The sequence below is a fragment of the Polyangium sp. 15x6 genome (assembly GCF_029960785.1).
In the GTDB taxonomy this organism is placed as follows: Bacteria; Myxococcota_A; Polyangia; order Polyangiales; family Polyangiaceae; genus Polyangium.
Window position 1 is genome coordinate 35,892 of record NZ_JASBQE010000053.1, and the last position, 19,230, is coordinate 55,121.

General features: G+C 68.4%; 17 protein-coding genes. 9 read left to right on the forward strand and 8 right to left on the reverse strand.

Going from position 1 to position 19,230, the window contains the following annotated elements; all coding sequences use genetic code 11:
- Nucleotides 1–158: 158 nt before the first annotated feature.
- From QHF83_RS31860 to QHF83_RS31875, 4 genes are all read right to left on the reverse strand, one after another.
- Nucleotides 159–1,268 carry a PAS domain-containing protein gene (locus tag QHF83_RS31860; RefSeq protein WP_282421765.1) on the reverse strand — a complete coding sequence of 370 codons (1,110 nt, stop codon included), beginning with the start codon at nt 1,266–1,268 and terminating at the stop codon, nt 159–161.
- A gap of 143 nt (nt 1,269–1,411) precedes the next feature.
- Nucleotides 1,412–2,404 (reverse strand): hypothetical protein, encoded by a 993-nt coding sequence (locus tag QHF83_RS31865; RefSeq protein WP_282421766.1) that lies wholly within the window; start codon nt 2,402–2,404, stop codon nt 1,412–1,414.
- Nucleotides 2,405–2,637: 233 nt separating this feature from the next.
- Nucleotides 2,638–3,114: a hypothetical protein gene (locus tag QHF83_RS31870; protein ID WP_282421767.1), complete on the reverse strand. Its 477-nt coding sequence runs from the start codon at nt 3,112–3,114 to the stop codon at nt 2,638–2,640.
- On the reverse strand, nt 3,104–3,928 hold the full coding sequence (locus QHF83_RS31875; protein WP_282421768.1) for a hypothetical protein: 825 nt from the start codon (nt 3,926–3,928) through the stop codon (nt 3,104–3,106). Before QHF83_RS31875 ends, QHF83_RS31870 begins: the two co-directional genes overlap by 11 nt.
- A 132-nt stretch (nt 3,929–4,060) precedes the next feature.
- On the opposite strand from QHF83_RS31875, the gene QHF83_RS31880 reads away from it, so the two are divergent.
- From QHF83_RS31880 to QHF83_RS31905, 6 genes are all read left to right on the forward strand, one after another.
- Nucleotides 4,061–5,734, forward strand: a complete 1,674-nt coding sequence (locus QHF83_RS31880; protein WP_282421769.1) for a DUF1592 domain-containing protein — start codon at nt 4,061–4,063, stop codon at nt 5,732–5,734.
- Nucleotides 5,731–7,071 (forward strand): DUF1552 domain-containing protein, encoded by a 1,341-nt coding sequence (locus QHF83_RS31885; RefSeq protein WP_282421770.1) that lies wholly within the window; start codon nt 5,731–5,733, stop codon nt 7,069–7,071. The genes QHF83_RS31880 and QHF83_RS31885 overlap by 4 nt, the downstream gene beginning before the upstream one ends.
- 197 nt (nt 7,072–7,268) lie before the next feature.
- Nucleotides 7,269–9,227 (forward strand): L,D-transpeptidase, encoded by a 1,959-nt coding sequence (locus tag QHF83_RS31890; protein WP_282421771.1) that lies wholly within the window; start codon nt 7,269–7,271, stop codon nt 9,225–9,227.
- A complete protein-coding gene (locus QHF83_RS31895) occupies nt 9,220–9,849 on the forward strand; it encodes a DsbA family protein (protein ID WP_282421772.1) in 630 nt (209 codons plus the stop codon). The genes QHF83_RS31890 and QHF83_RS31895 overlap by 8 nt, the downstream gene beginning before the upstream one ends.
- A 56-nt stretch (nt 9,850–9,905) precedes the next feature.
- On the forward strand, nt 9,906–12,482 hold the full coding sequence (gene glgP / locus QHF83_RS31900; RefSeq protein ID WP_282421773.1) for an alpha-glucan family phosphorylase: 2,577 nt from the start codon (nt 9,906–9,908) through the stop codon (nt 12,480–12,482).
- Nucleotides 12,483–12,562: 80 nt separating this feature from the next.
- The gene (locus QHF83_RS31905) at nt 12,563–13,822 is read left to right on the forward strand and encodes an MFS transporter (protein WP_282421774.1); all 1,260 of its coding nucleotides are present in this window, start codon (nt 12,563–12,565) and stop codon (nt 13,820–13,822) included.
- A 27-nt stretch (nt 13,823–13,849) separates the two neighbouring features.
- Here QHF83_RS31905 and QHF83_RS31910 read toward each other — a convergent pair whose 3' ends face one another.
- From QHF83_RS31910 to QHF83_RS31920, 3 genes are all read right to left on the reverse strand, one after another.
- A complete protein-coding gene (locus QHF83_RS31910; protein ID WP_282421775.1) occupies nt 13,850–14,542 on the reverse strand; it encodes a hypothetical protein in 693 nt (230 codons plus the stop codon).
- Nucleotides 14,543–14,776: 234 nt separating this feature from the next.
- Nucleotides 14,777–15,118 (reverse strand): helix-turn-helix domain-containing protein, encoded by a 342-nt coding sequence (locus tag QHF83_RS31915; protein WP_136929187.1) that lies wholly within the window; start codon nt 15,116–15,118, stop codon nt 14,777–14,779.
- A gap of 237 nt (nt 15,119–15,355) precedes the next feature.
- Entirely contained in the window at nt 15,356–15,700 is a 345-nt protein-coding gene (locus QHF83_RS31920; protein WP_282421776.1) for a helix-turn-helix transcriptional regulator, read from the reverse strand.
- Between the two features lie 297 nt (nt 15,701–15,997).
- On the opposite strand from QHF83_RS31920, the gene QHF83_RS31925 reads away from it, so the two are divergent.
- The 3 genes from QHF83_RS31925 to QHF83_RS31935 all read left to right on the forward strand — a co-directional run bounded on the left by QHF83_RS31925 (nt 15,998) and on the right by QHF83_RS31935 (nt 18,479).
- Nucleotides 15,998–16,411 (forward strand): STAS/SEC14 domain-containing protein, encoded by a 414-nt coding sequence (locus QHF83_RS31925; protein ID WP_282421805.1) that lies wholly within the window; start codon nt 15,998–16,000, stop codon nt 16,409–16,411.
- Nucleotides 16,412–16,566: 155 nt separating this feature from the next.
- Entirely contained in the window at nt 16,567–17,832 is a 1,266-nt protein-coding gene (locus tag QHF83_RS31930; RefSeq protein WP_282421777.1) for a hypothetical protein, read from the forward strand.
- A complete protein-coding gene (locus QHF83_RS31935) occupies nt 17,829–18,479 on the forward strand; it encodes a hypothetical protein (RefSeq protein WP_282421778.1) in 651 nt (216 codons plus the stop codon). Before QHF83_RS31930 ends, QHF83_RS31935 begins: the two co-directional genes overlap by 4 nt.
- Here QHF83_RS31935 and QHF83_RS31940 read toward each other — a convergent pair.
- Nucleotides 18,453–19,199 carry a hypothetical protein gene (locus tag QHF83_RS31940; RefSeq protein ID WP_282421779.1) on the reverse strand — a complete coding sequence of 249 codons (747 nt, stop codon included), beginning with the start codon at nt 19,197–19,199 and terminating at the stop codon, nt 18,453–18,455. The two genes, QHF83_RS31935 and QHF83_RS31940, sit on opposite strands and share 27 nt — an antisense overlap.
- Nucleotides 19,200–19,230: the final 31 nt, after the last annotated feature.

Sequence of the window (19,230 nt, forward strand, 5' to 3'; positions counted from 1 at the left end):
GTCGACCCTCCGTCTCGGCCGATTTCGTCCCGTCCGGCCCCACCCTCGACGCAAAATTCAGACGCATTATGGCATGGCATCCCGATTGTTCAAAATCGGGCCCGTCGAACGTGCGCCGTCCTTCGACCGAGACAGACCCTCGCCGCCCGAATCGCGCTTCAGCGCCGGAAAGGCCGCTGCGGCGGGCGCGACGCCGAAAGCGCATCCCGCAGCGATCGCATCACCGACGCGCCCGCGAGCTCCGCGCCGCTCTGGACGAGCTCTCTCGCCAGCGCCGGCCGCACGCCCGTCACCATCGGCCGCGCGCCGAGCAGCCGCACGGCGCTGATCAGCCGCACGAGCTGGGCGAGCCCTTCGCCCTCCGAGGCGGTCGCGCCCGTCAGATCGAACACGACCACCTGCGCCCCGCGCGAAGCCACGCCGGGCAGGAGCCGCCGTTCGAGCTCGGCGCTCCGCGCCTCGGTCAAGGCCGCGACGATCGGCACCGCGACGATCCCTTCGGCGACGTCGAGCAGCGGCGCCGACAGCTCCAGGATCTCGCGCTGCTGCGCCTCGACCAGCGCCTCACGCTCCCGCCGCTCGGTCACGTCCACCTGATGCACGACGACCGCGTGCTTCCCGGTCGCCGGATCACTCGTCCGCCGCGCCTCCACGGCGTGCCATCGCGGCCCGTCGTTCGTGAGCGCGACGAGCTCCTCGTGCAGCACCTCCTGGGTCTGGGCGACCTTCAGGATCCGCGCCGCCGCGCTTGGGTCCTCGAACCAGGCCGACGGCGTGCTCGACCTGCCGAAGGCGCGCTCGGCGGCCGGGTTCGTCACGAGTACTGCGCCTTCCGTGGAGAGAAGCGCGACCATCGCGGAGACGTGCCGCAGCGCCTCTTCGCTACGCAGGATCCTCGGGTCTTGCTCCTCGGTCCGCACGTGGCCTTCGTAAAGCAGGGCGAAGCGCCCGTCGTCGAGCTCGATGGCGGACATGAAGACCCGCAGGTGCAAGGGCTCGCCGCGGGGATAGAACGTGAACGTGTGCTCGATGTGCGCGTCGTGGCCCGCGCGCAGCTTGCGGAGCAAGCCCTCGTTGCGGGTGCGGGTTGCGGCGGAGGCATCGGAGTAGTCGCGGGCGAGGAACTCGTCGAGGCTCGGCGAGCGCCAGATCTCGAGGGCGGCGGCGTTCCCCCAGGCCATGCGGGCCCGCTCCACGTCGAAGACCCATACCGGCAGGCAGAGCCGCTCCACACCACGCAAGCGCTCCACGAGGGTGGTCTCAGGCATACGTCCCTGGCGGTATACCTCCGATCGGGGTGGCGTGTGGAGATGCTCGAGACCTGAAATGCGCAGCGCGCGATGGCCGGTTGGCTGCGTCACGACAATGCGTTACTCGTGGTCGCGTATAGTGTCCTGGAACCAGAGTTTGTCTACGGGAGGATGATGCCGCCGCCCGTATGCTTCGACCGCCAGACCACCGCGGCCTGGTCCTGGCACTCCGTGTCGGCGGTGGGGCTCGTGTCGTTTTCGGCATTGAACGTGGCCTGGATGCGATACTTGCGCGCGCGGCTCCCGGTATTGGTGGCGTTCGAGCGGAAGCGCGCGCCCACGCCGAACGCTTCGAGGTCGAGCGTGTCGACACCCACGAACGTTACAGCGTCGTCCGTGCGCTGCACGGTGACGTTCACGAAGACGCCATTGCCGTCGCAGCTCCCCGGCTGGCCGTACGGGATGGCCTTCGACGCGCAAATGGCCATTTCGCGCTCGTGGCTCCACGAGGTATCGAACCACCCGCCGCCGCCCGCGGACGTCGAGTACAGGGTGCCGGAGCCGTTCGAGACCGCGGCCACGGTTCCGGTGATCTGCGAGTCGGCGATGAAGCTGCTCCGGAACGTCGCGAGATCGAAGGAGTCGTAGCCCGTCGACGCATTGTAATCGCTGAGCGTCCCTCCCCAGCCCCAGCAGTTGAGGCCCGAGCCGTGGTAGTCGAAGGGCTCGTTCGTGAGATACGCGAGTTCGGGCATCACGAACGTCGGCGCGAGCTTTCGCGGCTCCGCGGGCACCGTGCCGGTCCGCGCGGCGACCTCGGCGTGATGCTCCACGAGCCGCGACGGGACGGGCGTCCCTTCCGGCGCGAGCGCGAGGAAGACCTCGAGCGCAGAGGCATTTTGCTCGTGGAGCAGCGACGAGAGATCGACGTTCCCGATCTCCCAGAAACCAACGCCGTCCCCCTCGTCGACGAAGATCACCTTCCCGCCGGACAGCTCCAGTGTCGCGATCTTTCCATCCACCTGTGCGCTCGCGGGCGCCGCTCCCGGCATGTCGATGCCGTCCTCGACCTCCGTCATGGAATCGACGGCGCAGGCCGGGAGCATGCAGGCAAGGAGGGCGAACGCCGGCAAACCAAAAATTTTCTTCGTCATGGATTCGTCACGCTTTCTTTCTCGCGGAGGCGGATATCGCTTGCGACCATCCGTCGCGTCGGGGGGTACGAAGCCCATCGCAAAGGCGATACCAGTCGCGCACGGCCGACGGATGCAGCAGGTTTCCGCCGCGCGGCCACGAGCGCATCCCTCCCATCGACACGACGCCATGACGGGTGTCATGGCCGCGTGACGCCCGCTGTCACGGCCGCGTGACACGGCCGCCCGGATCCCTACGGCCCGCCCCCGCCGTCTCCGTTCCCACCGCCCGTCGGCGACTGCGCCGAGATCCATTCTCGTACGCAGGCGAGCTCCTCCGGCGTCAGCGTCGGTTGTCCGATCGGCATCGGCGACCCGCAGCTCGGCAGCGGCTGCAATTTTTCGTAAAGCAAGCTCGACTCCGGGACCACCGGGTCCACCAGGATCCCCGGGCAATCGCGTCCCATCTTGTCGACGAGCCGTGAAACCACGCCCGGCGCTATCAGATCGAGCCCCGCTGCCGGCTCGGCGCCCTCGTGGCAGATCGATCCGCCGCAGCTCTTCGGAAAGAGCTCCGTCACGATGTCCGGGCAGGTGAAGCCGCCGCCGCCGTCGAGGAAGCGGTCGGGGTCTTCCAGCCGGCCGGGGCAACCCGCGGCGAGCAGCGTGATCACGAGCGGCAAGAGCGCGGAGACGAGCGCGCGCCCGAGGGGACGGTTTTCACGGGGCATAGTCGATCCCAAGCTTCACACCGCCGAATTGATCGAGCGCCCCGCCGGCCACGTACGCGTCGCCCGGCACGGGCACGAACGTCGAGAAGAACCGCGTATACCCGAACGAAAGCGAGAGCTCCGTCCCCTTCGTCAGCGCGAATGCGACGCCGAGATCCGCGTCGATCCCGCCGATCGTCGCATCCCGAAACCGCTCGTAGAGCGCCCCGCCCGAGGTAGGCTCTAGATATTCGAATGCCGCCACCAGCGTGAGCGGCCCCGCGATCCGGATCCGCCCGTCGAGGCCCACGCGCACGAGCGTGTAGCTCACCGTCGGGATCTCCGCCGCGAGCGGCCCTGTCTCCTGGAACGAAAAACCGAGCCAGCCGTACCCCACGCGCGGCGCGACCACCGGCGCGCGCTCCCCGCGCCCGAGCCGGATCGGCACCCGGAGCCCCAGATTCCCGTGATCCCAGCTCGTCTGGATATCGCGCCCCTCGGTCACGGCGGACGTGAGGTGCGGCGCGAACGTGTACTCGCCCGTGATGGCCACGCCTTCGAGCACCGGCACGCGTGTCCATCGCAAGGGCTCGAGCTCACCGCCGAGGGAGATCATCGGCACCCCGACGACGTCGTACGGCCGCAGGTTCGTGGCGACCTTCAGCGGGTCCGAGTACGCGAACCAGCGCGCCGCGACCTCCACGCCGAAGCGCAAGCGGCCCCCGACCGGCGAGGGGGGAGCGGGAGCGGCGGCGGATGCGGCCGCGGAGGCGGTGACGGCGGCGGTCGTGAGCGCGAGCATCCCGGCGGCGCGGCGGATTCCCCTTCTGGGCACGGCCCGCAGGGTAGCGATCTCTCCTTCGCCGTCGAGCCGAAGCACGCGTACGGCATCAGGAAATGGTCGACGCCCGGCCCACCTTCTTCTACGCTCGGAGAGCCGCGGCCAAGCCCCCGCGGATCCTTGCTCATGACCCACGCTGTGCGCTTGCCCTGGCTTTTCGGTGGCGCCCTCGCCCTTTCTGCGGCGGCGTCCCTCGCGGCTTGTTCGGGTCACATCGGCGACCCGCCGGGCGAAGATACCGGGGAGGCTCCTGCCTTCCAGTGCGTCGGCACGATCCCCGGCAAATCGCCCATCCGGCGTATGACCCGGTTCGAGTACAACAACACCGTCCGCGACCTGCTCGGTGACGACACCCAGCCTGCTTCGAGCTTCGTGCCCGAGGAAGAGGCCATGGGTTTCGACAACCAGGCCACGGCCCTCGGCGTCACACAGATCCTCGCCGAGCAGTACATGGTCGCGGCCGAGCAGATCGCCGCCCGCGCGGTGAAGGACCTCGGCGCCCTGCTCCCCTGTAATCCCGAAACGATCGGGCAGCAGGCGTGCGCCACCACCTTCATCCAGACCTTCGGCCGCCGCGCGTATCGCCGACCCCTCACGGACGACGAGGTCTCGCGCCTCCAGGACGTCTTCTCGTGGGGCCTCGGCGAGGACGGTTTTTCCAAGGGCGTCGAGCTCGTCCTCCAGGTGATGCTCCAGTCCCCGCACTTCCTCTACCGCGTCGAGTTCGGCATGCCCGACCCCGTCGAGGCCGACGTCGTGCCGCTCTCCCACCACGAGATCGCCTCGCGCCTCTCGTACATGCTCTGGGGCACCATGCCGGACGAGGCCCTCTTCGCGGCCGCGGACGAGGGGCGCCTCGGCACGAAGGAAGAGATCGCCAACGAAGCGCGCCGCATGCTGGGTGATCCGCGGGCGCGCGAGGCCGTGGCGAACTTCAACGCCCAGTGGCTCGGCCTCTCCCACCTCGACAACATCAAGAAGGACAGCTCCGCGTACCCCAAGTACTACGAGGGCCTGCGACCGCTCTGGCGGGCCGAGACCCTCGCCTTCCTCGAAGACGTCATCTTCGAGGGCCAGGGCGACATCGGCAGCGTCTTCACCGCCAACTATTCGCTACTGAACGCCGAGCTCGCCTCGTTCTACGGCGTCGAGGATGGCCCGGCCACGCAGAGCTTCGAGCGCGTCGAGCTCGATCCCACGAAGACCTCCGGCATCCTCACGCACGCGAGCGTCCTCGCCGCCACGGGCAAGCCGAACCAGACCTCGCCCGTGCATCGCGGCAAGTTCGTCCGCGAGCGCCTCCTCTGCCAGATCCTCCCGCCGCCGCCGAACAACGCCGCCTTCAACGCGCCCGACATCCGCCCCGACGCCACCACGCGCGAGCGCTTCGCCGAGCACTCGGAGAACCCGGCTTGCGCGGGCTGCCACGTGAAGATGGATCCCGTCGGCTTCGGCTTCGAGCACTACGACGGCATCGGCCTCTACCGCGACACCGAACAGGGTTTGCCCATCGACGACTCCGGCGAGCTCGTCGACACCCGCGGCATCGACGGCCCCTTCGAGGGCGTCGTCGAGCTCGGCCAGCGCCTCGCGCAGAGCGAGGAGGCGCGCCAGTGTGTCGCCACCCAGTGGTTCCGCTTCGCCTACGGCAGAGTCGAAGGCGAGGACGATCGTTGCTCGATGAGCGAGATCCAGAAGGCCTTCGCGGAGAGCGGCTTCAACGTCCAGAAGCTGCTCGTCGCCCTCACCCAGACCGACGCGTTCCGGTATCGCCGGGCCGTCGTGACGCAGGCACCATGAAACAGAGGACCCTGAGCCGTCGCACGCTCCTTCGCGGCCTCGGCGGCGTGGCCGTTGGCCTGCCGTTCCTCGGGGCCATGGCCGATTCGGCCCGCGCCACCGCCTTCCCGAAGCGTTTTGTCGTTTTTTTTACGGGCCTCGGCACGGTCCGACCCGCGTGGATCCCCACGGGCACCGAGACCGACTTCACCTTCGGCCCCATCCTCGCGCCGCTCGAGCCCTTCAAGAAGAAGGCGATCCTCCTCGAAGGCGTCGACTACGAGTCCGCCTACCACGGCCCCGGCGACCCGCACCAGCAGGGCATCGGCCACGCGCTCACGGGCACCGAGCTCCAGGAGGGCTCGCTCTTCCCGTACGCGTGTAACCCCGGCAAGATGGTCGGCTGGGCCGGCGGCATCTCGCTCGACCAGTTCCTCGCGGACCAGCTCGGCCAGACCACGCGCTTCCCCTCGCTCGAGTTCGGCGTCCAGGTCCAGTACGCCAACGTCTCGGCGCGCATCTCCTACCGCGGCCCCGGACAACCCGTCCCGCCCGAGGACGACCCGTACCAGGCGTACAAGCGCATCTTCTCGGACCTCGGAACCGACCCCGAGGCCCTCGCGCGCCTGCGCGCGCAGAGAAAGACCGTGCTCGACGCCGTGAGCGGCGACTACAAGCACCTCTCCTCGCGCCTCGGCACGAGTGATCGCATGAAGGTCGACGCGCACCTCGAGGCCGTCCGCGAGATCGAAAAGCGCCTCGACGCGCCCGGCGTCATCGGCGGCTCTTGCAACCCGCCCCTCCTCGGCGCGCCCGTCGAGCCCCTCGAAAACGACAACTATCCGGAGATCGCCAAGACCCAGCTCGACCTCCTCGCGATGTCGCTCATCTGCGACCTCACGCGGGTCGCGAGCATCCAGTGGACCACGGTCCAGACGGGCAAGGTCTTCACCTGGCTCGGGCTGGACGAGCCGCACCACACGCTCTCGCATTCGAGCGACTCGGACACGAAGCGGCAGCAGGCGCTCATCGACATTGGCAACTGGCACGCGCAGCAGCTCGCGTACCTCTGCCAGAAGCTCGACAGCGTCCCCGAGGGCGACGGCACGGTCCTCGACAACACCGTCATCCTCTGGTGCAGCGACATTGCGCAGGGCAACACCCACGCGCGCCGCGACGTCCCGCTGCTCCTCATGGGCGGCGCGGGCGGCGCGCTGAACACCGGGCGATGGTTCAAGCATTCCGGCGCCTACCACAACGATCTTCTGATCGCGATCGCCCACGCCATGGGCGTGCCCGTCACGACGTTCGGCAATCCGGCCTATTGCAATGGGCCGCTGCCGGGCCTGCTCGTCTAGCCCTCCTTCAAGCAGCCGCTCCGCGCGCCCGCTCCACATGGGCAAGGCACGCTCACGTCGATCATGGCTCGCGCGCGAAGCCTCGCACGGCGCGGCGGCGCACGGAAGTACGTCGCATCCCACCTCGGGCCGATCGTTCTCCCTCCACCTCGCACCTTCCCTTTGCATCCGGCCGCATCTTTTGGCATCCATCCCCCATGATCCCGCGCGCTCGCTCCTCCGCACCCTCGCTTTTTGTGGGCTCGGGCCGCGCGCGGCTCGGCGCCTTCACCCTCGCCACCCTCGCCGCCCTCGCCGCCCTCGGCTGCAAGCGCCCCGGCGCGACCGCGCAGGCCGACGGCGGCGTCCCCGACGACGCGGCCGCGCCGCCGCCCGCTACCCAGGGCCAGAACTCCGTCCCCGAGCCCCCGCCGCCTCCGGACAAACCGCTCCTCGGCATCACGGCGTTCGTCACCACCGTCTACGCCGAGCCGCGCGACACTGCGAAGAAGCTCGGTTATCTGCGCGTCGGGGCCAAGGTCGCCCGCTCGGAAGAGCCCGTCGGCAAGGCCGGTTGTCCGGGCGGCTGGTACGAGATTCACCCGAAGGGCTTCGTGTGCGCCGGGGATGACGCCACGACCGACCTCGAAAGTCCCATCCTCAAGGCCGCCGCCAAGCGCCCGGACCTCAAGGCAGCGCTGCCGTATCGATATGCGTTCGTCCGGGCCGTCCTCCCGCTCTACATCAAGGTCCCGACGGCCAAGCAGCAGTTCGACTCCGAGTTCAAGCTCCAGGAGCACCTCGACTGGTACAAGCAGAACGAGGCCACGGTGAACCAGGTCGTCCTCGGCGCGCCCGACGTACCGATCGACGAGCGCGGCGTCCCCGTTCCCGGCAAGCACATCGGCGAGATGGGCCTCGGGAAAAATTCGCAGGAGCTCGCGCTCGGCCAGCTCCTCGGCGGCGAGACCGACGCGGATCCCATTCCTTTCTGGCTCGAAGGCGGAAAACGCCTCGTCCCCAACATCAGCGATTTCAAGGTCCCCGATTTCGCCGTCTTCGCCGACCGCGCGCGTCGCCACACGGGCCTCTCGCTCATCGGCTCCTTCCCCACGGGCGAGGACAACCTCAATCGCCGCTTCGCGATCACCACGGATCTGCGCCTCGCGCCGAATACCAAGATCAAGCCCGACCTCGGCTCGCCCTGGCACGGGCTCGAGCTCACGGACGAGTTCTCGCTCCCGCTCGCGTTCGTCCGCACGCAGGGCGCCAAGACGTACCGCATCTCCAAGGGCAAGGCCATTCCCGACAGCGACGTCGAATGGCGCAGCGCCCACGCGCTCGCCGGCACCATGAAGACCGTCGAGGGCGTCAAGTATTACCGCACGAAGGACAAACGCTGGCTCAGCCAGCTCGACGTCGGCCTCGCCGTCCCGCCCGCCTCGTTCCCCGAGGACGCCGAGAAGGGCAAGAAATGGATCGAGATCTCCATCACGAACCAGACCTTCGTGATGTGGGAGGGCAAGCGCCCCATTTACGCGACGCTCGTCTCCACGGGCAAAGCTGGCCTCGACGATCCCAAGAAGACCACGGCCACGGTCCGCGGCGTCTTCAAGATTCGCAACAAGCACATCACGGCCACCATGGACTCGAACGAGGGCTCGAGCGTGGGCGGCGCCAAGGTCACGACCGTCGCGGCCTCGCATTCGCCTGACGGCGGCGGCAAGCCCGCGGCGCCGAAGGCCGGCGACAAAGGCGCAAAGCCCGGCGGCAAGCCCGACCCGAAGGCGGCTGCGAAGGGCGGCAAACCCGCGGCGAAGCCGGCCGCCGCGAAGCCCGGCGCGGCGAAGGGCAAACCCGCCCCCGCGGCCGGAGGCGCGGAGAAGATCCCGACGAAGGGCGACGGCGAGTACGGCGTCACGCGTCGCCGCGGCGAGGGCACGTTCCAGCTCCGCGACGTCCCGTACATCCAGTATTTCGAGAGTGGATACGCGCTCCACACGGCCTACTGGCACGACGTCTTCGGCACGCCGCGCAGCCACGGCTGCGTCAATCTCTCCCCCGTCGACGCGCACCGCGTATTCCTCTGGACCGACCCGCCCGTGCCGGACGGCTGGCATGCGGTGAACGCGGGCGACGATTTCGGGGAAGGGACCACGGTGATCATTCATGAATGAGCCGGCCCAGGGCGCGGCCTCGAGCGCGCCGTACGTATTTTACGGCGACCTCAATTGCCCATTCTGCCACGCGCAGAACGAGCGGCTCCTGGAGCTCGGCGCGGAGCGCAAGGTCGAATGGCGCGGCATCCGCCACATGCCGCACCTCCCCATCCCCGCGAAAAACACGACCCCCGAGCGTGAGGAGCTCCAGCGCGAGGTCCTCTCCGTGCGGCAACGCGAGCCTGCCGTCAGCATCAGCACCCCGCCTGCGCGGCCGAACACCGAGCGGGCGACGCTCCTCGTCGCGGCCGCTCGCCGGCACGACCCGGCCCGCGCGGAGTCCTTGAAGACGCTCTTGTATCGGGCCTTGTGGGTTCACGCCCGGGACATCTCCGATTCGTGCGTGCTCGACGAGCTCCGCCGCGTCGCGGGTTTGCCCGAGCTCATCGTCGGGGAAAACGACAAAAAGACCCTGGAGTCCTGGCAAAAAGAATGGGAGCAGGGCTCGTTCGACCGGAGAATCCCGGTGATCGTCTCGCCGCGCGGGGCACGCCTCCTCGGTATGGGCGAGCGTGGCCGCCTCGAAGTATTTCTCCGATCCGGCCTTCTCAACGCGGACGGAGCCGGCCACTGCGATTGATCTCGGGCTCGCCGATCTCGCGAGCATCGAACCGCTCGATGCTCTACGGTGCGCCCATGTTCACGGTCCACCGGTACCAGATCTTCCCGACGATACCGCCGGAGCTCGCGCCGCTCGTCACGATTGCGCAAAATCTGTGGTGGACGTGGACCCCGGCCGCGCGTGAGCTCTATTGGCGCGTGGACGCCGAGCTGTACGAGCGCGTCGCGCACAACCCGATCCTCCTGCTCCAGCTCGCCTCGCAGCGCCGCCTCGACGAGCTCGCGCGGGACGATGGGTATCTCCGGGCCCTCTCCGCGGTCGAGCGCTCCCTGCGCGATTACCTCGACCGCTCCACCTGGTTCGACCGGAAATACGGCAAGAACGCGGCGTCGCGCGGCACCGTGGCCTATTTCTCCATGGAATTCGGCGTCCACGAGTGTTTGCCCGTGTATTCGGGGGGGCTCGGCGTCCTCGCCGGCGATCACCTGAAGAGCGCGAGTGATCTCGGCTTGCCGCTCGTCGGCGTGGGAATCGCGTTCTCGCAGGGGTATTTCCGCCAGAGCCTCGATATCGAGGGCTGGCAGAACGAGCGATATCCGCCGAACGACTGGCACGATTTGCCCGTCTCGCCCGTGAACGACGAAAAGGGCCGGCGCGTGTTCACGTCCGTCGAGCTCCCCGCGCGCGGGGAGGCGGCCCGGCGCGAGGTCAAGCTCCAGGCCTGGCGCGCGCAGGTCGGCCGCGTCCCGCTTTATTTGCTCGACGCCGACATCCCCGAAAACCCGCCCGAGGATCGGGCGCTCACGAATACCCTCTATGGCGGCGATCGCGCGCACCGCATCTGCCAGGAGGTCCTGCTCGGCGTGGGCGGCGTCCGGCTCCTCTCCGCGCTGGCAGAGGAGCCGCGCGTCTGCCACATGAACGAAGGCCATTCCGCGTTCCTCGCGCTCGAACGAGTCCGTCAGATCATGGCGCGCACCGGCGCGCCTTTCGTCGTGGCGTCCGAGGCGGCCGCGGCGGGCCACGTCTTCACCACGCACACCCCCGTGCCGGCCGGAAATGATGCATTCGCGCACGACCTCGCGCTCCCGTATCTGAAGGTCCTCGGCGAGGGCCTCGGGCTCGGGGCCGAGGAGGCCATGCGCCTCGGCCGCGTCGATCCCGATCGGCCCGGCAGCGAGTTCTCCATGCCGGTCCTCGCCATTCGAATGGCCGACCGTTACAACGGCGTCAGCATGCTCCACGGCCGCGAGGCGCGCGCCATGTGGAGTGTCCTCTGGCCGGGCCTCCCTGCCTCCGAAATCCCGATCGGCTCGGTCACGAACGGCGTCCACGTCCCCACCTGGCTCGACGGCGATCTCGCCTCGCTGTATGCGAGTTACCTCGGTCCCGATTTCCTCGAACGTGCCGCCGAGCCTGGCGTCTGGGCGAAAATCGCCGAGATTCCCGACGAGGTCCTCTGGGCCGCGCACATCCGCCGCAAAGAGCGCCTCGTGAAGCAGATTCGCGCCCGCCTCGCCGTCCTTTCCGCGCAGAAGGGGCGCGCCGAGGATCCGGCGCGGATCGAGCGCCTCCTCGACCCGAAGGCGCTCACGATCGGGTTTGCCCGCCGCTTCGCCACGTACAAGCGCGGCACGCTCCTCCTCCGCGACGCGGCGCGCCTCGCGCGGATCCTCCACGAGCCGCATCGCCCGGTGCAGCTCGTCTTTTCCGGCAAAGCGCACCCGCAGGACTGGGGCGGCAAGGAGCTCATTCGTGACATCGTGCGCGCGGGCATGGCCGAGCCCTTCCGCGGCCGCATCGTCTTCGTCGAGGATTATGACATGGGCGTCGCGCGCACCCTCGTCGCGGGCGTCGACGTCTGGCTCAACACCCCGCGCAGACCCCTCGAAGCGAGCGGCACGAGCGGCATGAAGGCCGGCCTCAACGGCGTCCTCAATGCGAGCATCCTCGACGGCTGGTGGCCCGAGGGATACGCGGGCGACAATGGCTTTTCCATTGGCCGCGGCGAGGAGTACGCGGACACCGGCCACGGCGACCACGTCGAGGCCCAGGCCCTCTATCGATTGCTCGAAGAGGACATCGTCCCGCTTTATTACGAGCGTGACACCGCCGGCCTCCCGCGGAGCTGGATAGCCCGCATGAAGCGCAGCATTGCCACGATCGGCCCGGCGTTCAACACGACCCGCATGGCGCGCGAGTATGCCGAAATGTATTACGAGCCTGCTCTCGAGCGACATCGCCGCATGACGGAGGATGGCCTCCTCGCGGCGCGCGCCGTCTGCGAATGGAAGGCCCGCGTGCGCGCCGCCTGGGGCTCCGTACGTGTCGATTCCGTGGCGCAGCTCGGCCCCTCGCGCCTCCCGAGCGGCGAGCCTTTGCGCGTCGCGGCGGAGATCCACCTCGGCGTCCTCTCGCCGGGCGACGTCGTCGTCGAGCTTCATTATGGTCGTCCGGGCCCGAACGGCGCGCTCCGCGGCGCGGAGGGCGCTTCGATGCGTCACGCGTCGGATCTCGGCGGCGGCCGCCATCGCTTCGAGGGCGAAATTCCCACCCACGAGAGCGGTGAGCACGCTTTCGGCGTCCGCGTCATCCCTGCGCACGAGTCCTTGCCGGATCGCTTCGCGGCGCGCCTCGTCCGCTGGCATTAGACATTTTCGCGTGACAGCAGCTTGGCTTTCTGTCATGGGTAGGACGCCCCCTCACGTCCCTCCCGATGCCAGAAACAGCCATGTCCACCGCCGAAGCGGTCTCGCGCGAGAAGGTGCGCGACCGCGTCCTCTTCGTCGTCGTCTTGACCGTGTTCCTCGACCTCGTCGGGTTCGGGATCACGATTCCGCTGCTCCCGTTTTACGTGAAGCCGCTGGTGTCCGAGGAGTGGACGGGCACCGTCACCGGAATGCTGATCAGCAGTTATTCGCTGGCGCAGGCGCTGGCGACGCCCGTGCTCGGGCGTTTGTCCGATCGGCTGGGCCGTCGGTCGGTCATCGTGCTCAGCCTGGCCGGCAATGCGGCGAGCATGGTGCTTTTCGCCGCGGCGGTGCACTTCCAGGTGCTCTGGTGCCTGTTCGTGTCGCGTCTGCTCGCGGGGGCGACGGCGGGCAACCTGGCCGCGTGTCAGGCGGCGATCGCGGACGTGACGGACAAGAAGGATCGCGCGGCGGCCATGGGGCGGCTCGGGGCGGGGATCGGGCTCGGGATGATCATGGGGCCGGTGATCGGCAGCATGACGGCCAAGATCGCGTCCTGGGCGCCGCCGATCGCGGCGGCCGTGATGGCCTTGGCCGACCTGATTCTCGCTGCGGCGCTCATGCCGGAGACGCGGCCCGTGCGCGAGCCCGAGCGCGGCGGGCACGACGCCTATCGTGGCCCCACGCGGGACGAGCCCCGGAAGGAGGCGACCTTCACGGAGATCGTCTCCGACAAACGCGTCGTGACGATCCTCCAGATGTATTTCTTGACGTTCATGGCCATGACGGTCCTGAACGTCGCGTTCCCGCTCCTCTCGCATGATCGATTCGGGTGGACCGGGGAGCAGGTCGGCTACATGTTCGCGATCTTCGGCGTGTCCGGGGTCGTGATCCAGGGCTTCTTGATCAAGCGCCTCTCGGCGCGCTACAGCGAGCTCACGCTGGTCGAGTGTGCGGCCGCGCTCATGCTCGCGGGCATGCTCTTCGCGGCCTTCTCGATGCATTCGTGGATGATGGTCCTCGCGAACGTCCTCATCGGCGTGGGCGTGGCGATCAACAACCCGTCCATTTCGTCGCTCGCGTCGAAGTTCGCGCGGGAGGACCAGCGGGGCACGGTGCTCGGATATGCGCAATCGACGGGGAGCTGGGCGCGGACGATCTGGCCCGTGACGTGGGGCTTCATGTACAGCCGCGTGGGGCCGATCTCTCCGTTCCTCGGCGCCGCGGCGGGGGCCGCGATGTTGCTCGGCGTCTCGTTGATGTTGCACAGGCAGCCGACGCCGGCTTCGGAGCAGGGGTAGGGGAGTCGGTCCCGCCGCGTACCGCAGTCAAAACCCGTTCAGCTCGTCCACCACCTGGAACAGCCCGCCGAGATCGTAAAAATCGACGGCCACGAAATTCGGAATCTGCCCGCCCTCCGTCTGGCACTTCTTCGCCCGCGCCGACAGCACCTCGTACGCGTTCGCCGTCTCGCCCCGCTCGGGCGTCGGGATCGGCCCGATCCAGTGGTTCAAGAGAAACAGATCGTTTCCTTGTGTCCCCCGGTTCGGCGCGCAGTTGAAGTCCTCCACGCTTTCGAACGAATACGGCGTGTCCCAGGCGATGCCCCAGAAATGGTGATACCACGCGGGCGGCGGACCCTCGTCCTCGGCGCCCACGACGAGCTGCTTTCCATCGAGGAGCAGCTCCCGCAGCGTCGGCCAGGGTGCTCCGTCCTCGTGCGCGTACGTGCGACCTGCGAGCCCCGCTTTTTCGAACACGCCCGCCGTCTCCTCGGGCGTGATGCCGTCCTGGATGATGAGCGTCACGACCTCGTGCGGGTGTGCGTCGAGGAAGACACGCATCTCGACGAGCGCGTCCACGAGGAGCGTCTTCCCGAGCTCGCAGATCGAGTGGCACAGATAGAGATCGTCGTTCCAGCGGTGTGTATCGATCAGCATCGCGCGGATGCCGTCTTCGAGCTGGTGTTTCATGCCGAAGTTCTGGTTCGGCGCGGCCCAGCCGAGCTCGAACGAGGACATGGCATTGTGCGTCGCGGGGAACGCCACCGTATCGAAGGGCCTGTCGCAGAGCTCTGCGCGGCCGTTGCATTCGGAGGGCGGCGGGGGCTTTGCGGGCCCCGGGTCCGGATTCGCCGGATCCCCGGAGCCACAGGCGAAAAGCCCGAAGGAAGCGGTCCAAAGCAAAGCGTGAAGCGAAAAGCGTGTCCCGTGCACGCCCTCGAGCGTACACGGGATCATCACCTGCGGAAAGCGCTAGCGCGCCTTCTTGATGCCGAGATCCACCTGGAGTTGCCGGCGGATCTTCTTGACGTCGGCGTTCGAGAGCTGCCGCAACAGCTCCGCCACGTGGGCGCGCTCGTCCTCGGCCGGGAAGGTCAGGATGTAGAGCGGCGGCACGTCGAAGCCGATCGCGAGGCGCTCGATCGTCTGGATCGTGATGGCGGCGAGCCCGTGCTCGACGCTCGAGAGGTGGCCTTTCGACAGCGCGCTCGCGTCCGCGAGGGCGGCGAGGGACAGGTTTCGCTCGAGGCGCAGCTCACGGATACGGGCGCCCACCTGCATCGCAAACGGATCGGGAACGGATCGTCGGGGCATGGTCCTCGTCTTTCTCGGGCCAAAAAAGCGCGGCCCGACCGGCGAAACACGCCGGCAAGTCGCAAGTTCGTCGAAATGGATCCCGCGTGAATCGGCCGGATCACACGGGGCCAGCTATCATGCACGTCCTCGGACGCACGGAGAACCGAAAAATGGTCCCGGATCGGACGCTTTTCGTCCTACCGTGCCCGACGCGCCGTGACGCGGCGCGCGGGGCACGGTGGGACGAATTTTGTCCTAGCTGCGCTTGACGCGGATGCCGGTCTCCTCCTGGATCCGGCGGCGGATCTTGCGCACGTCGGCGTTCGACATCTCGCGGAGCAGCTCCGCCGTCTTCGCGCGCTCGTCGTCCGCGGCGAACGTGAGCAGGTAGAGCGGGGGCACGCCGAAGCCGAACGCGAGCCGCTCGATCGTCTGGATCGTGATGGCGGCGAGCCCGTGCTCGACGCTCGAGAGATGGCCCTTCGACAGATAACAGGCGTCGGCGAGCTTTCCGAGCGACAATCCACGCTCCTTGCGCAGCTCACGGATACGGGTGCCCACCTTCAGTGCAAACGGCTCGGGAACGGTGCGTCGCGGCATGATGATATGGTTCTCGGGCGACCCGGAAAAAAGGATCCCCGACCGGCCCTCCTGTGCCGGGATCTCTGAGGTTTCACGAGGACGTCCGTCCGCCCTCGGTGCGAAAGACTCGATCGCGAGATCGGGCGCGCCGGCGACTTCTCCGCGCCGCGCCGAACCCATCGAACGCGTCCATCTTGCATCCATTGGACGAACTCGTCACGCGCGAATTACAGGTGGTAGGACATTGTTCGTCATGGGACCGGCCTCCTTCCATCACCACGCGCGAGCGTGTATCTTCGTTCCGTCGTGGCGAACATGGATGCCGGCTTCGAGAAGATGGGGGCGCACTGGTCCAGACGAGAAGGAGCGATCCTCGTCGTGCGCTGGAGCGGCGACGTCACGCGGGGCGACATGATGGCCCTCTACGAGCGCATCGACGAGATGGGCCGCGAAGAGCCCGCGGTCTATTGTCTCTTCGACAGCGCGCACTCGATCTCCGTGACCCGCGACGCGCGCGTCTGGGCCGTCCGCGAGGCCAAGGGCGCCAAGGCGATCCGCGGCATCGCCGTCGTCGGCGCCTCCTTCCCCGTGCGTGTCCTCGGGACGATGCTGAACCGCGCCACGGACGCGCTCCTCAGGCACGGCGTGCCGCTCGCGTTCTTCGATACCGCCGAGGAAGGCCGCGCCTACCTCGAAGCCGAGCGGGAGAAACACGCCGCCCTTCGCTGATTTCGATTTCTCCCGCCTTCGAAAACCGCGGCTCGGCCCGCCCTCCCGGCAGTTGACGATCGGGGGGGCTCGACCGGAGGTTTCCCGTGAGGGCGGCGTAGCGGCCCGGAGGCCTGTGGCTCTTCCGGTCTGGCCTCGCGCCCCGGGAGGCCATCGTGGGGGAGCCGAACGGCGAGCCGCCGCGCGGAGGGGACACGTCCGCGCCGAGGCCGGAGAACACCATTCGAATCGAATCGATCCGGGTCGACTCCGATCACGGCACGCTCCGCGGCTGCGATGAGCCGAGCGGCTGGCGCTGGTCCGATCGCGCCTGCCCCGAGCCCGAATGGACGCCTGCGTCCCGCGTCCCCGTGAGCCATACCCTCGGCGAAAAGGTCCGCCTGGAGCTCACCCTCGACGCGGCCGCGGCGCCGCCCGGCTCCATCACCCTCGAGGGCGAGGGCCCCGGCGATATCCAATTTAGACAAACCATTCCGATCTCTCCCGGGACGTCCTCGATCACACTCGTCTCCGACCATCCGCTCGCGCGCAAGCTCGACGCTCTCTCGTTCGACGTACGCTGGTCCGCGTCCGAGGCCGCGGTCCTCGCGCCCGCCGTCACCTCCATTCCCATGTTCGTCACGATGGGGCCGCCGCGATCCACGCCCATGGCGCCCTACAAGGAGGACGGCGCGACCCCGCGACGCGTGGCGAAGGCCGTGGAATGGGCGAAGCAGGCGAACAGCCTGGATCCGCACGCCATCGTCGAGAGCTTCCTGCGCCGATTCCCGTATTACGCGCTCCTCCCGAACCCCGACGTGCCCGCGGAGTTCGACCATCCGCGTTATTTCAACGAAGTCGGCGGCGCGTGGCCGATGGTCGATTACGTCGCCGCCTCGGGGGAGTGCCAGGCCATCGTGCGCCTCGTGCGGGGCATGCTCGCGCAGATCGGCGCGCCGGGCGAGGCGCGCATGCTCGTCGTCTGGGCCGATCCGGATCAGGGCAACGGCGAAAAGCCCCTCGTCGCCGACTGGGAGAAAAATCCCCGCGCGGGCTTGTCGAAGACGATGCTGGTCGGCGAAAAGCGCCTCTCCGCGGCACTCGTGGACGGCCCGGTCGTGGAAGGAAAAACCTACCCGCCCTCGCATACCCGCCTGCCCGACGGCAAGGTGAGCCCCGGCCTCAACCGGTACGAGGCGTGCCTCGAGTTCTCGCACGGCGGCACGACCCGCTATTATTGTGGCGGCGTCGGCGTCCTCTTTTCCAGGCACGACATCCTCAAGGTCTTCTGGGGCCTCGTCTGGGTCGAGTTTCTCCCGGACGAAGGATTTCGGGTCGAGAAGATCGTGAAGCGATACCGGGGCGGCGAGGCACCACCTCGCGAATCCCCCCGCGACCGCATACGCTCGTTTTTTCGTCGTTTCGCGAGGCGGATCTCATGAAATGGCTAGACGACATCGAAACCGCGCAATCCGAGGGCTTCGACGATCTCGACGGCCGCGTCGACGTACCCGGCCAGGCCCTCGCCGAATCGAGGCACTGGGCACGCACCCTGTTTGCCCAGGGAAAAAGCCCCTACGACGCCGCCCGTCCCGTCCGGCGCCTGGTCCACCACGCCACCAAGGCCGCGCCGGATTTCCTGCGCCATGAATACGATGTGGACGACCTCCACCTCTCGATCGTCGAGGGCCGCTCGTTCGTGCTCGTCATCGTCTCGCGAGGCAGCCTCGACGTGCTCGCGCTCCCCGAGAACGAGCGCGTCGGGGCCATCACGCGCGTCGCCGCCACGCTCTTTCACCCCGTCTGCGTCTCCGGCGGTATCTGCTTCCGTTTCCCCGAGCGAATCGAGGAAGGAACGTTCTTCTCGACGAACCCGGACCTCGATCCGCGGCTCCTCGGCGCCTGGCAGGATCGCCTCGACGCCGGCATCCGCGGCGGCGAGCTCGTGTTCCTCGCCTACAAGCGTTTGCCCTGGATGGCCGGCTTCGCCGATCCCTTCGCGTGGCTCCGCGAGGGCGAACGGATCGATCGAAAGCCACGTTTTCGTTTCCCGTTCCGGAGGTCAGGCCCCAAGCGCAAGCACCGCTGAGGGCCGGACACGTCCATCGCCGAGGGGCGAGGGCGCTCGCAGGATCTCCTCGAGGATCGCGTCGGCCTCGCGCGCCACGCCGTCGAGCGCCCGCCCGAGCCGCGCGTGATCGGTCGCGTCGAGCGGCGCGAGCCCGAGCCGCGCGCGCACCCCGGAGACGCGAATCGCGACCCCCTCGCCGTATTGATACCCCTCGATCCACGGTCCCCGCTCGATCTCGGCGCGGAGCCGCTTCATCCGCGCGTCGAACGCGGCGCGCTCCTCCGCGGTCCGCTCGTGCGTGCCGAAATGGTGCATCGTCGCGGCGGCCTCGAAATCGCTTTCGATCGTCGAAAAGCCCTCCGTGAGGGCCGCGCGCGTCGCCTCGAAGCCAGCTCGCCGGAGGAGCGCGCCGTCCAGGCACATCTCCCACGTGACGTGCGCGAGGAGCCCCATTCGTTTCGCCTCGAGCTCCGCCTCGCGAATGCGCGCCGCGACGAGCTTCTCGCCCTCGAGGAAGACGCGATCGCCGTGAAACCAATGGTCGACCGCCACGTGGTGCCGGATCCCCACGAGCACCTCCGCCAGCCGCCCTCCGAGCGAGCTGCCAATTTCGACTGGGTGGCGCGGCCGCACGCGTCTGTCCGCCATTCGCCAGAGGTCCGGCAGCATCGCGCCTGCGCCCGCCGCGCGTGAGCCCGTATGCGCCTCCGCGAGGTGCCTGTGCAGGAGAAAGTTCACCTTCGAAGCCTAGCACGCCTTCGTTCTTGCT

What these genes read in the sequence shown, in the direction of transcription:
- QHF83_RS31895 (WP_282421772.1), top strand. Translation starts at nt 9,220, where the DNA reads ATGAATGAGCCGGCCCAGGGCGCGGCCTCGAGCGCGCCGTACGTATTT.
- QHF83_RS31910 (WP_282421775.1), bottom strand. Translation starts at nt 14,542, where the DNA reads ATGTCCTCGTTCGAGCTCGGCTGGGCCGCGCCGAACCAGAACTTCGGC.
- glgP (WP_282421773.1), top strand. Translation starts at nt 9,906, where the DNA reads ATGTTCACGGTCCACCGGTACCAGATCTTCCCGACGATACCGCCGGAG.
- QHF83_RS31920 (WP_282421776.1), bottom strand. Translation starts at nt 15,700, where the DNA reads ATGCCGCGACGCACCGTTCCCGAGCCGTTTGCACTGAAGGTGGGCACC.
- QHF83_RS31880 (WP_282421769.1), top strand. Translation starts at nt 4,061, where the DNA reads ATGACCCACGCTGTGCGCTTGCCCTGGCTTTTCGGTGGCGCCCTCGCC.
- QHF83_RS31905 (WP_282421774.1), top strand. Translation starts at nt 12,563, where the DNA reads ATGTCCACCGCCGAAGCGGTCTCGCGCGAGAAGGTGCGCGACCGCGTC.
- QHF83_RS31885 (WP_282421770.1), top strand. Translation starts at nt 5,731, where the DNA reads ATGAAACAGAGGACCCTGAGCCGTCGCACGCTCCTTCGCGGCCTCGGC.
- QHF83_RS31865 (WP_282421766.1), bottom strand. Translation starts at nt 2,404, where the DNA reads ATGACGAAGAAAATTTTTGGTTTGCCGGCGTTCGCCCTCCTTGCCTGC.
- QHF83_RS31925 (WP_282421805.1), top strand. Translation starts at nt 15,998, where the DNA reads ATGGATGCCGGCTTCGAGAAGATGGGGGCGCACTGGTCCAGACGAGAA.
- QHF83_RS31915 (WP_136929187.1), bottom strand. Translation starts at nt 15,118, where the DNA reads ATGCCCCGACGATCCGTTCCCGATCCGTTTGCGATGCAGGTGGGCGCC.
- QHF83_RS31860 (WP_282421765.1), bottom strand. Translation starts at nt 1,268, where the DNA reads ATGCCTGAGACCACCCTCGTGGAGCGCTTGCGTGGTGTGGAGCGGCTC.
- QHF83_RS31890 (WP_282421771.1), top strand. Translation starts at nt 7,269, where the DNA reads ATGATCCCGCGCGCTCGCTCCTCCGCACCCTCGCTTTTTGTGGGCTCG.
- QHF83_RS31870 (WP_282421767.1), bottom strand. Translation starts at nt 3,114, where the DNA reads ATGCCCCGTGAAAACCGTCCCCTCGGGCGCGCGCTCGTCTCCGCGCTC.
- QHF83_RS31935 (WP_282421778.1), top strand. Translation starts at nt 17,829, where the DNA reads ATGAAATGGCTAGACGACATCGAAACCGCGCAATCCGAGGGCTTCGAC.